General features: G+C 66.8%; 8 protein-coding genes. 2 read left to right on the forward strand and 6 right to left on the reverse strand.

The features are described from left to right. The first annotated feature begins 62 nt into the window (after positions 1-62). On the forward strand, positions 63-5792 hold the full coding sequence (locus B0G38_RS00595; RefSeq protein ID WP_264667634.1) for a peroxidase family protein: 5730 nt from the start codon (positions 63-65) through the stop codon (positions 5790-5792). 86 nt (positions 5793-5878) lie between these two features. Here B0G38_RS00595 and B0G38_RS00600 read toward each other — a convergent pair whose 3' ends face one another. From B0G38_RS00600 to B0G38_RS00620, 5 genes are all read right to left on the reverse strand, one after another. Further along, on the reverse strand, positions 5879-6853 hold the full coding sequence (locus B0G38_RS00600) for a hypothetical protein (protein WP_264667635.1): 975 nt from the start codon (positions 6851-6853) through the stop codon (positions 5879-5881). Beyond that, entirely contained in the window at positions 6850-7404 is a 555-nt protein-coding gene (locus B0G38_RS00605) for an RNA polymerase sigma factor (RefSeq protein ID WP_264667636.1), read from the reverse strand. Before B0G38_RS00605 ends, B0G38_RS00600 begins: the two co-directional genes overlap by 4 nt. Before the next feature lie 249 nt (positions 7405-7653). Then, positions 7654-8460: a carbon-nitrogen hydrolase family protein gene (locus B0G38_RS00610; RefSeq protein WP_264667637.1), complete on the reverse strand. Its 807-nt coding sequence runs from the start codon at positions 8458-8460 to the stop codon at positions 7654-7656. A 75-nt stretch (positions 8461-8535) separates the two neighbouring features. Then, positions 8536-9948, reverse strand: coding sequence for a pyridoxal phosphate-dependent decarboxylase family protein (locus B0G38_RS00615; RefSeq protein WP_264667638.1), 1413 nt, complete (start codon positions 9946-9948; stop codon positions 8536-8538). Positions 9949-9991: 43 nt separating this feature from the next. Then, a complete protein-coding gene (locus B0G38_RS00620) occupies positions 9992-11281 on the reverse strand; it encodes an adenylosuccinate synthase (RefSeq protein WP_264667639.1) in 1290 nt (429 codons plus the stop codon). Positions 11282-11513: 232 nt separating this feature from the next. On the opposite strand from B0G38_RS00620, the gene B0G38_RS00625 reads away from it, so the two are divergent. After that, positions 11514-12389 carry a DUF72 domain-containing protein gene (locus tag B0G38_RS00625; protein WP_413542006.1) on the forward strand — a complete coding sequence of 292 codons (876 nt, stop codon included), beginning with the start codon at positions 11514-11516 and terminating at the stop codon, positions 12387-12389. Here the strand turns inward: B0G38_RS00625 and B0G38_RS00630 are convergent. Continuing rightward, a complete protein-coding gene (locus B0G38_RS00630; protein WP_264667641.1) occupies positions 12353-12979 on the reverse strand; it encodes a thymidine kinase in 627 nt (208 codons plus the stop codon). The genes B0G38_RS00625 and B0G38_RS00630 overlap by 37 nt on opposite strands. Positions 12980-12985 lie beyond the last annotated feature (6 nt).

The raw sequence follows: 12985 nt of genomic DNA on the forward strand, positions 1-12985 counted from the left end.
AAACTGGTGCCGGGCAACCGGCCACGAAACAAACTGGGTACCGGCGCCGCGGCGTCGCCGGCATGCTCGCACTTGTACTGACCACGTCGCTGGGCCTTCCAGCCCTTGCAGGTCCGGCCCACGCTGGGGTGGTGGGCCAGGGATTTACCGTTACGCCAGCGGATCTGGCGTTCATTCTCAAGCAGATCAAGATTTCCGAGGCCCACGTGGCCAACACAACGTCCGCCACGGGCCCCTGCGGAGCACTGCTCGGCGACGGCCCCAACCAGGTGCCGGGCCCGCTGGTCTCCTACGGCCTGCGCACGGTGGACGGTTCCTGCAACAACCTGCAGGAAGACCGCGAAAACTTCGGCGCGGCGCAGGAATCGTTCCCGCGGCTCACCACGCCGGACTTCCGGCCGGCCGAAGACAGCCAGTCCCCTCGGGTCGCCGCCACGGCCGACCCCGGGTACGCCTCCAAGAAGGACGTCTGGGACTCGCAGCCGCGCGTCATCAGCAACCTGATCGTGGACCAGACGTCCACCAACCCCGCAGCCGTTAAGGCGGCGGGCTTTCCCGTGCGCAGCCAGGGCACCGACGGCGTTGTCCCCTGCACCACGGATCCAACACCGACGACGGCGGGCGTTCCCGAGGACTGTGTTCCGTCAGGGGAAACACTGTTCATCCCGAATGTCACCACCGACGTCGGACTCTCGCCGCCCTACAACGGCCTGTTCACGCTCTTCGGACAGTTCTTCGACCACGGCCTCGATCTGGTCAGCAAGTCCGGCGGCACGGTCTATGTCCCGCTGAAGGACGATGATCCGCTGATCCCCGGACGCGACGGAACGCTGAACACGGCCGATGACCTGCCCCCGCACCTGCGCTTCATGGCTGTGACCCGGGCAACCAACCAACCCGGCCCCGACGGCCTGATGGGCACCGACGACGATATCCAGGAAGCCACCAACCGGACCAATCCCTACGTGGACCAGTCCCAGACCTACGCTTCCCACCCGGCGCACCAGGTGTTCCTGCGCACCTACGTGAAGAACACCGCCGGCAAACCCGTCTCCACCGGCGAGCTGATGACCTCCGCCGACGGCGGCATGGGCACCTGGCAGCTGCTGAAGAAGCAGGCGGCCGAGCTGCTCGGCCTGAAGCTGGTGGACGCCGATGCACTGAACATCCCGGTGATCCTCACCGATCCGTACGGCAAGTTCGTTCCGGGCCCCAACGGCCTCCCGCAGTATGTGACGCCGACCGGAACCGTGGAAGGCAACCTTGCCGCCCCCGTGCCCGCACCCGCCAACGTTGACCGGGTCAGCGAGGCCTTTATCGAGGACATCGCCCACAACGCGGTTCCCGCTCCGGGACTGATCGCGGACACTGACACCGCCATCACCCCGGCCACCGCGCGCCAGACCGCCGGCACGTACGACAACGAGATGCTGGACCGGCACTTCGTCGCCGGTGACGGCCGCGTCAACGAGAACATCGGCCTGACCTCGATCCACCAGATCTTCCATTCCGAGCACAACCGCCTGGTGGGAGACATTCAGCGGGTCCTCACCGAGGACACAGGAAATGCCCGGGGGGATGCTGCCCTGAAGGAATGGCAGCTCGCCGCCGGCGCGGAAGGCTGGAACGGGGAGCGGATCTTCCAGGCTGCCCGGTTCATCACCGAGATGGAGTACCAGCACCTGGCCTTCGAGGAGTTCGCCCGCAAGGTCCAGCCCCTCATCGAACCGTTCTCCGGCTATCACGACGACGTGAACTCCGCGATCAGCGCCGAGTTTGCCCATGCCGTGTACCGGTTCGGCCACTCGATGCTCACCGACACCATCGCGCGCACCAACGAGGACGGCTCGTCGAACGATACGCCGTTGTTGAACGGCTTCCTCAACCCGTTGGCCTACACCGACGGCGGTTCGGCCGGTGTCCTGGACTCCAAGTCCGCGGCCGGCAGCATCGCCATGGGTATGTCCAACCAGGTGGGCAACGAGCTCGACGAGTTCGTGACCGACACGCTGCGCAGCAACCTGCTGGGCCTGCCGCTGGACCTTCCCGCCATCAACATCGCCCGGGCCCGGGAAACCGGTCTGCCGTCGCTGAACGAGCTGCGCAAGGAGCTGCACGCCAAGACCAACGACAGCCAGCTGATGCCGTACAAGAACTGGATCGACTTCGGGCTGAACATTAAGCATCCCGAGTCGCTGGTGAACTTCGTTGCCGCCTACGGCACGCACGAAACCATCACGTCCAAGACCACCCTGGCGGAGAAGCGGGAGGCCGCCCGGCTGATCGTGGATCCGCCGTTCGACACCGCGCCGGAAACCATTCCCGCCGATGCCGGCGACTTCATGGGCGCCACGGGGACCTGGGCGGACAAGCCAACCGGCCTGGACACCGTGGACCTCTGGATGGGCGGCCTGGCCGAACGCACCAACCTGTTCGGCGGCCTGCTGGGCTCAACCTTCAACTACGTGTTCGAAAAGCAGATGCTGGACCTGCAGAACGGCGACCGGTTCTACTACCTAGTGCGCACACCGGGCATGAACCTGTTCTCGCAGCTGGAAGGCAACTCCTTCGGCGAGATGATCATGCGCAACACCAACGCGCACTCCATCACGGCCGACGTCTTCTCCACCGCTGACTGCAAATTCCAGCTGGCCAACTTGGGCGGCACCGGCACCAACATCGCGGATGACCCGGCGTCGGAATGCAACGAGACCGAGCTGCTCATCCGGATGCCGGACGGCACCATCCGCTACCGGACGATGAACTCGATCGATCCTCCGGGCATCAATGGCCAAAGCGTCTTCAACGGTACCGACAGCAGGGACCTGGTCTGGGGCGGCGTCGACAATGACACGTTCTGGGGCGGCCCGGGCAATGACCGCATCGAAGGCAACGACGGCGCCGACACCGCCTTGGGCGGCGAGGGCAACGACATCATCACCGACGCTGCCGGGGACGACGTCCCCAAGGGCGGTCCGGGCAATGACGCGATCGACGCCGGACCCGGCCTGGACATCATCCTGGGCGGCGACGGCAAGGACCTGCTCAACGGTGGGGCCAACACCAACGAGCACTTCGGCGGGCCGGGCGATGACTTCATCATTGCCGGCGGCGGCGCGGACACGGTGTTCGCGGACTCCGGCGATGACTGGGTGGAAGGCGGTGACGGAGCCGACCTGCTGCAGGGCGATTCCGGCGCTCCCTTCTTCGACGATCCCAACAAGCCGGGCCATGACGTGATCAACGGCCAGAACGGCGACGACGATTACGACGCCGAAGGCGGGGACGACATTCTGCTCGCCGGACCCGGCATCGAACGCAACGCCGGAGCGGCCGGCTTCGACTGGTCCAGCTACGAGTTCGACGAGCTGCCCGCGGATGCGGACCTGGAGCTGAAGCTGCTGGGTGTCCCGCTTCCGGTGGACGTCCTGCGCGACCGCCATGCGGAAGTCGAGGCCCTTTCGGGCGGCAGCAGGAACGACATCCTGCGCGGCGACAGCGTGGTGCCCCGGACCGCCGTAGCCGAGGGCTTCTCCGGAGGCAACTGGCTGGACGCGGACGGCGTGGCACGCGTCCGCGGCCTGGAAGCCCTGCTGCCTGCCGGCGCAACCGCCGGCGACGCTGTTTGGGGCGAAGGCAACATCATCCTCGGCGGCGGCGGCAACGACACCATCGAGGGACGCGGCGCCGACGACATCCTCGACGGCGACAAGGAACTGAAAGTCCGGCTCAGCGTCCGGACCAACGCCTCCGACGCAACCACCGAGATCGGATCGGCAACGGCGCTGGCCAAGCCCTACCTGGCCGGCAGCACGGAGACACTGCAGCAGGCAATCTTTGCCGGCAAGGTGGATCCGGGCAACGTCGTCGTCGTTCGTGAAATCGCGGACAGCGCCAGCCCGGGCAATGCGGACGTCGCGGTGTTCAGCGATATCAGCAGCAATTACACCGTCACCACCACCCCGGCCGGCGCCCAGCCGGGCGCGGCGGGCAGCATCACTACCGTCACGCACAACGCGGCGGACGGAGATGACGCCGCCCTGACCGGCGACGGTACCGACACCTTGCGCAACATCGAGCGCCTGGTGTTCGCCGACACGCAGGTACCGGCGGCACCGACCGGTGTCACGGCCACGGGCGGCAACGCTTCGGCCACCGTCAGCTGGTTTGCACCGGCAGGTTCCTCCATCACCGGCTTCGACGTCAGGGTACTGGATGCCAGCGGCGCCCAGGTCGGCGCGCTTCGGCGGGTCGATGCCACAACGACGTCACTGCTGGTGGACAGCCTGACCAACGGAACGGCGTACCGGTTCCAGATCCGCGCGGTCAACGAAGCAGGCGCCGGCGCCTACTCCGCTCCGAGTGCGCCGGTGACCCCGGCTCCGGTTGCGGCCGCTGCCCCGGCCATCGGCACCGCCACCGCCGGCGACCGGCAGGCCACCGTCAGCTGGAGTGCTCCGGCAAGCAACGGCGGTTCGGCAGTCACGGGCTACACGGTCAAGGTTATCGACGCCGCCAATGCGCAGGTGGGTGAACTCCGGAACGCCGGAGCCACCGCCACGAGCATGGTGGTCACCGACCTGCCGGCCGGCAGCCGATTGCGGTTCCTTGTGGCCGCGGTGAACACGGTGGGCACGGGAGCCTTCTCGGCGGCGTCGAACGCCGTCGAGCCGGTGGAGACGGTAGCTCCGACGGTCACAGCCAAGACCCCGGCGGATGCAGCGACGGGAATCCTGATCGGCGCCAATCCCACGGTGACCTTCAGCGAACACGTGACCGACGTCAGCGGCACCACCATGGTGCTTCGCAACGCCGCCACCAACGCAACCGTTGAAGCCACCGTGACCTACACCAAGGAGAACATGACAGCGGTACTCGATCCGGTTGCCGACCTGGCTGCCAACACCCGGTACCAGGTGACGGTGACGGGCGGCGCCACGGCCATCCGGGACCCGTTCAACAACCCGGTGGCTTCGGCCACCTGGAGCTTCACCACGGAGGCCGGCAAGCCTGCCACGGTCAAGAACGTCGACTTCACCAGCGACGGTTTTGCCGACCTGGTGGCGCGCGACGGCAACGGCAGGCTGTGGCTGTACCGCAGCGACGGCGAAGGCGCTTTGAAGGCCCGCACCGTGCTCGGCTCCAGCGGCTGGAACGTCATGAACGCCATCGCCAGCCCCGGCGACTTCGACGGGGACGACAAGGCGGACATCATTGCCAAGGACAGCGTCGGTTCCGGCCGGCTCTGGCTCTACCCCGGCGACGGCGAGGGCCGGCTCCGGTCCCGGATCCTCATCGGCTCCAGCGGCTGGGACGCGATCAACGCGGTCTTCAGCGGAGGCGATACGGACAACGACGGCGACACGGACCTCATCACCCGTGACACCTCGGGCCGGCTCTGGTTCTACCCGGGCACCGGCACGGGTCGCTTCGAGCCGCGCGAGCTGATGGGCAGCAGCGGGTGGAACTCCATCACCAGCCTCCACAGTCCTGGCGACTTCGGCGAGGACGGTAACTCGGACGTGGTGGCACGGACCACTGACGGCAAGCTGTGGGTGTACCCGGGCACCGGCACCGGCCGGCTGGAACGGCGCATCCAGATCGGGTGGGGATGGAACTCCATGAGCGCCATCTTCAGCCCGGGCGACCTCACCGGCGATGACAACCCGGATGTGGTTTCGCGCGACGGGGACGGACGTTTGCTGCTCTACCCGGGCAACGGCACCGGCGGGTTCTCGCCCCGGCAGGTCATCGGCAACAGCGGCTGGAATGCGATGAGCATCCTGTTCTGAGCTGAACCGGCCAGCCAAAAAGCCAGGCCCCGGGAAACCGGGGCCTGGCTTTTTGCCTGCGTTCTGCGGCTAGTGATTTCTGCGGGTCAGTCCCGGTCCACTACTTTGCCCGGGGTCCTGCCCAACCTCTCCACGGTTGGGTCCACGCCCTTCTCCACGATCTTTTCGACCGGGCCGGATCGCTTTTCCGCTGCGCCGCGGCCTTTTTCCTCGGCCGGCCCGGGCGCCTGCTTGTCCTGGTCATTGGTGACGAGCGGAGCACCCTCGACGGCACGACGGACCAGCCGCTTCACGGGCTGCTGCGCCTTCCCGGCGTTCGGCGCGACGTTCGGCACGGCGTTCCGGACCGCTTCGCCGGCGGGCTTGTTCGGCTTGTTCGCCTTGGGTTTGTCCTGGACCTTGTTGTTGGCCTTGGCCTTTTCGTTAGCCTGGCCCTTGGCCTTTTCGTTGGCCTGGCCGCCGGCTTGCTGGCCCTGGCCGGCCGAAGCCTTCGCTACCGGACCCGGCGCAGCGGGTGCAGCAGGCCTGGCACCGTTGCCGCGCTGGGTACCCGGTTCCTTGCCGCCCTGCCTGTCGGGCCCCTTGGCGGCTGTGGCCTTCACCGGGCCGCCCGAACGTTCTACGCGTTGCCCGGCTCCGGCGGGGATGTCCGCTCCGCCCGGCATGGCGACCACCGGCGGAAGTGCGGGCAGTGCGCTGTCGGAGGCACCGCCGTCGTTAGCTTGGTTAGTCAGCTGGTCCTGCTCGTCCGGCTGCACCAGGTCCACCGCGGTATCCACGGCGGCATACAGGTTCTCGCGGACCTCCTCGTTGGCCGCCACGGTGCCCACGCCCAGGCTCATAGAGGCGGCGACGACGACGCCGATGACGGCGCCCCGGCGCTTGCGGCGCAGCGGGACGACCTTGGGCTTGAAGAAGGCAGCAAGTTCAGGGGAAGGTTCGGGAGCGGGGCCCTGGCCGAGGTCGCGGAGCTCTGCCAGCAGGGTGTGCAGTTCCGGGGAGTCGCCCGCGTCGGCGAGCAGATCCGCGTCCGGCGCATCGCCGGGGCGTTGCTGGTTCATGATGCCCCTCCTACCTTGCTGCCGACGACCATGTCTTTGAGTTTCGCGAGAGCCCTGCGCTGGAGCTGCTTCACCGAGCCCTCCGACTTGTCCATGACCCGGGCCACCTGGTCAATGGGCAGGTCCGCCACGATGCGCAGCGAAAGGACTTCACGCTGGTCCGGGTTCAGGGTCTGCATCAGTTGGACGACGTCGCCGCCGGAGCGGTCCACCACAACCTGCTCTGCGGAGGAGACGGTCCGGGTGTCGAAATCCGGGTCGTACTCGGCGAGGTGGGGATGGCGCGCACGGGCTCGGGCGGCGTCCACCACTCTGGCGTGGGCTACCGAGAAAGTGAACGTCTTCAAACCTGCAACACCCCCGGTGACATTGTCGAGTTTCTGGAAAACCGTCAGGAAGACGTCCTGGGCGACGGCTTCGGCGTCCTCAACGCCCCTGGCCTGCAGGTACCCCATGACCTTGGGTGACAACGAACGGTAGATTTTCTCGGCGGAACGACCGTCTCCGGATACAGCTGACAACAGATCCTCATCTGTCAGCACTCCATCCACGGTTTTTCCTTTAAGTAGCGACTGGCCCGGCGTCCCTTATCATAGCCGCGCCACTCGCTCCGCGCTGGATGCAGCACCCGACATTCGGCCGGGGCCCATCCAGAAGAAGAGAAAGCCGCGCCACAGCTCGTTGGGGGGGAAGCTCTGGCGCGGCCTCTACATATAAGTAATCGAACCGGCTTGAGGAAAAGTTATGCAATTTCAAAAAACTTTCTGAAAACTTTTTCCCGGCCGTCCCGGTGCCCGCCTTTAGTGGGCTTCAACCACTTCCACCGTGCTGGCCAGGCGCCGGTTCCGCAGGACCGGGAGGAACTCGCGGACCTCGTCGATGCGGCGGCGGGTCACATCCACGGTGACAACGCCGCGCGGCTCGTCGTTGAGGTAGTCCTGCACAATGCCCATGGGATCCAGGATGGCCGAATGCCCCACGGTATGGCTGCTGGAGGTGCCGGCGGCGGCAACCCAGCAGGTGTTCTCGATGGCGCGGGCCTTGAGCAGCGTCTCCCAGTGCTCGATCTTGTGGTCCCCCTTGAACCAGGCCGCCGCCACGCAGATCAGATCCGCGCCCTGGTCCGCCAGGCCGCGGGCCATCTCCGGGAAGCGCACGTCGTAGCAGGTCATCACACCCACCCGCAGCCCGCCGATCTCCACGAGCTTCAGGCCGCCGTCGCCCGGCTTGATTTTGGTGGACTCCTGATAGGAGAACGCGTCATACAGATGCAGCTTCCGGTAGGTATCCACAATCCGGCCGGTCGCGTCCACGATCACCAGCGTGTTGTAGGGGCGCTCTTCCCCGCTGGCCTCATAGCCGCCGGCGATCAGGGCGATCCCGGTCTCGGCGGCGATGAACGAGAGCTTCTGGACGAAGGCACTCCAGTGCTCGTTGACGGCGGAGATCAGGCTCCCTTCGACCTTGCCGACAGTGAACATGGACTCTTCGGGGAACAGGATCAGCTCGGCGCCCGCGGCCTTGGCCTCTTCGGCCTGCGCGCGCATGACGCTGAGGTTTTCGTTGACGTCCCCGGAAGGATCGAATTGCCCAACACTGACCTTCATGATGCGCTCCCGTCTCGATGGCGGCGTTGTCATTCCAGACTACAGAACCCGCGGCACGGAATCTCTCAAGGGTTTTCAGCGGCCGGCGCAGCGCAGGATCGCCTCCACGGAGCGGTCCGCGTCCTCCAGCGTGGTGGACCAGTTGCTGACGCTGATCCGCATCGCGGCCAGCCCGTGCCAGGTGGTGCCGGAGAGCCACAGTGTGCCGTCCTCCTGCACACGGCGTACGACGTCGTGGGTAAAGTCATCCGCTCCGGCGCCGCTAATGTTTCCATCGCCGCGTGGGATAAAGCGGACCAGCACCTGGTTGAGCACCACGTCGTTGAGGATTTCGACGCCGTCCACCTGCCCGAGCTGGGCCGCCATGTGCCGGGCCAGCGCGCAGCATTTTTCAACCATCTCCCGCACTCCGTCGCGGCCGAGGGTGCGCAGCGCCGCGTAGATGGGGAAGCCCCGGGCGCGGCGGGAGAACTCCGGCACCCAGGAGACTTCATCGCGTTCCTGCCCGTATTCGAGATAAGAGGCGTGCGGCGGCGCCATCGCTTTGACGTGCGCATCGGCGTCGGCGACAAACGCCAGGCCGGAATCGTAGGGAACGTTGAGCCACTTGTGCGCGTCCGTGGCCCAGGAATCGGCCAGTTCCATCCCGTCGAGCAGGGGCCGCAGTTCCGGGCTCGCGGCGGCCCAGAGCCCAAAGGCCCCGTCCAGGTGGACCCAGCCTGCCTCCCGACGGCGGACCAGGTCAATGGCGGCGCGGATCGGATCGAAGGAGCCGGTATTCACGTTGCCGGCCTGCAGGTTCACGATCATCGGAGCCCGCTGCGGAATCTGCGCGAGGACTTTCTCCAGCTCCCGCAGCCGGATCCGGCCCTGGCCATCCGTGGCCACGGTGTGCACCCGGTCGCGGCCGAGCCCCAGGTACTGCAGGGCGGACAGGACCGTGCTGTGCGCCTCGTCGCCGACCACCACTTCCACCTCCGGCGCGCCGAAAAGCCCGCGGCCGGTAACGTCCCAGCCCGCACGCTCCAGTACTGCGGTCCGCGCGGCGGCCAGGCAGGTGAAGTGCGCCATCTGGCAGCCGGTCACCAGGCCGAACCCGCTGGCCGGCGGCAGGCCGAACAGCTCCAGCAGCCAGGCGCCGACGGCTTCTTCCACCACTGAGGCTGCCGGTCCGGCCGCATAGAGCCCGGCGTTCTGGTCCCAGGTGGAGGTCAGCCAGTCCGCGGCCAGAGCCGGTGGCAGGGCCCCGCCGACGACGAACCCGAAGTAGCGCGGTCCCGCCATGGCCACTGCGGCACGGCCGCCCACCTCGGCCAGATGCTCGATCACTGCCTGCGGTTCCTCGCCCATTTCGGGCAGTGCGGTGATCAGTTCGCGGCGCAGGTCCGCAGCAGCCATGCCGCTCTTGACCGGGCGCTCCGGCAGCGAGCGCAAGTACTCGGTGGCCAGCTCCGCAGTGCGCCGCAGGATGCCATAGTCATCCGCCATTCCTGCATGCTACGCCCAATCCCGGAGGCCGGACAGGGTACCGCTATTCCGCGATGAGGTCCCGCACCACGATGGTCTGGTCCCGGTCCGGACCCACCCCGATGGCGGAGATCCGGGTGCCGGAGATGTCCTCCAGCGCCTTCACGTAGAGCTGGGCGTTGGGCGGCAGGTCCGCGATGCTCCGTGCACCTGTGATGTCCTCGGTCCAGCCGTCGAAGTACTCGAAGATGGGCTTGGCGTGGTGGAACTCGGTCTGGGTCATCGGCATCTCGTCATGCCGGACGCCGTCGACGTCGTACGCCACGCACACCGGAATCCGCTCGATCCCGGTCAGCACGTCCAGCTTGGTCACGAAGTAGTCCGTGAAGCCGTTGACGCGCGAGGCGTGGCGGGCCAGCACGGCGTCGTACCAGCCGCAGCGGCGCGGGCGGCCGGTGTTCACGCCGAACTCGCCGCCGGTCTTCTGCAGGTACTCGCCCATCTCGTCGAAGAGCTCGGTGGGGAACGGGCCGGCACCCACGCGCGTGGTGTAGGCCTTGATGATGCCCACGGCGCGGTTGATCCGGGTGGGGCCGATGCCCGAGCCCACGGACGCGCCGCCCGCCGTCGGGTTGGAGGAGGTGACAAACGGGTAGGTGCCGTGGTCCACGTCCAGGAACGTGGCCTGGCCGCCCTCCATCAGCACTACCTTGCCGTCGTCGAGCGCCTCGTTCAGCACGAAAGTGGAGTCGATCATCATGGGCCGCAGCCGCTCGGCGAAGGACAGGAAGTACTCGACGATCTCTTCGACGTCGACGTCGCGCCGGTTGTAGACCTTGACCAGCAGCTCGTTCTTCTGGTGCAGCGAGCCTTCCACCTTCTGGCGCAGGATGGACTCGTCGAACACGTCCTGCACACGGATGCCCAGCCGGGCCACCTTGTCCATGTAGGCGGGGCCGATGCCGCGGCCGGTGGTGCCGATGGCACGCTTGCCGAGGAAGCGCTCGGTCACCTTGTCCATGGTCTGGTGGAACGGCGCCACCAGGTGGGCGTTGGCGGAGACGCGGAGCTTGGACGTGTCCGCGCCGCGGGCCTCCAGACCGTCGATCTCCTCGAACAGGGCTTCCAGGTTCACCACGCAGCCGTTGCCGATAATCGGAATGGCGTTGGGGCTGAGAATGCCGGCGGGAAGGAGCTTGAGCTCATACTTCTCACCACCGACGACGACGGTATGGCCGGCGTTGTTGCCGCCGTTCGGCTTAACCACGTAGTCCACGCGGCCGCCAAGCAAGTCCGTTGCCTTGCCCTTACCTTCGTCGCCCCACTGGGCTCCGACGATCACAATTGCTGGCATGGGATCCTCCCCCATTCGATGCGGCGGAAACCCTGCCAAGGGGAGAGGCAGGAAGCATCTGCCGCGCATGAGAACGCCCCGACTCCGGGTGGAGTTCTGGGGCTCTTACCTGCCAAGTTTAGCCGATGCCCCGATTAACCGCGGATTCCTGCAGCCGCGGGACGACGCAATGCGGCCGGGTCGGCTCTGGCCGGATGCGCCCGGCCGGAGTAGCGTGCGGAGCGTGGGGACTTTGAAACCAGTTGCGCGGGTCGGCATCTCCGGGTGGCGTTACACACCGTGGCGCGGGACGTTCTATCCGAAGGGCCTGCCCCAGCGCCAGGAGCTCGAATACGCTGCGACCCAACTGGACTCGTTGGAAATCAACGGCTCCTTCTACTCGCTGCAGCGCCCGTCCAGCTGGATGCAGTGGCGCAATGCCACACCGGAGCACTTCGTCTTCGCGGTCAAGGGCGGCCGCTTCATCACGCACATGCGCCGCCTCCGGGACGCCCGCGGCGCGCTGGCAAACTTCTTCGCCTCGGGTGTGCTGGCGCTCGGCGGCAAGCTCGGGCCCTTCCTGTGGCAGCTGCCGGAGAACCTCAAATACGACCCGGACGTCGTCGAGGAGTTCCTGGCGCTGCTCCCTCGAACAACGACGGCGGCGGCCCGCCTTGCGTCCGAACATACGGATTTGATGCGGGACAGGACCTGGTTCGAAGTTCCCGAGGACCGGCCGCTGCGCCATGCCATGGAGGTGCGCAGTTCCACCTTCGTCACCGAGGACTTCTACGCGCAGCTGCGCCGGCACAACATCGCCCTGGTCATGGCGGACAGCGCCGGGACGTGGCCGATGCTGCACGAGATCACCGCGGACTTCGCCTACGTCCGGCTGCACGGCAAGGACGAGCTTTACGTCAGCGGCTACGGCGACGCGGACCTGGACCACTGGGCGGACACGGTCGGCGGCTGGCTGGACGGCAGCGGCTGCCCTGACGGAATCGGCCGGGACGCCTACCTGTACTTCGACAACGATGTGAAGGTCCGCGCACCCTACGACGCGATGGGCCTGGCGAAGCGGCTGGCCGACTCTCAGCTGCCGAGCCGGCCGCCGGATGCCTCCAGGTAGCAATTCCCGCACAACGATTCGTACGCAATGTCCTGGCCGTCGATGGCCACTTGCTCGCCGTCGAACACAAACTCGTTCCCGATCCGCCGGGTGTTGAAGACGGCCTTGCGCCCGCACCGGCAGATGGTCTTCAATTCCTCGAGCGAGTGGGCAAGTTCGAGTAGCCGGCCGGCACCGGGGAAGGCAACCGTGCGGAAGTCCGTACGGATGCCGTAGGCAATCACCGGCACGCCGTCCAGCACCGCGATGCGGAAGAGGTCATCCACCTGGCCAGGTGTCAGGAACTGCGCCTCGTCCACCAGCAGACAGGCCACCGGCTTGACCTCCACATGCTCCAGCAAGGCATCCGGATCGTCACCGGAGGCGACCTTGGCGAACAGTTCCCGGACGCTATCGCCCGGGCGGATCAGGAAGTCCACCTCCCGGGTCATGCCCATTCGGGAGACGATCGCGGTGTCGCCCTTGGTGTCGAGCTGGGGTTTGGCCAGCAGCACGCGCTGCCCGCGCTCCTCGTAGTTGAAGGCAACCTGGAGCAGCCCGGTGGACTTTCCGGAATTCATCGCGCCGTACCGGAAATAGAGTTTGGCCAAAATCGT

It is taken from the genome of Crystallibacter permensis (assembly GCF_025960875.1).
Classification (GTDB): domain Bacteria; phylum Actinomycetota; class Actinomycetes; order Actinomycetales; family Micrococcaceae; genus Crystallibacter; species Crystallibacter permensis.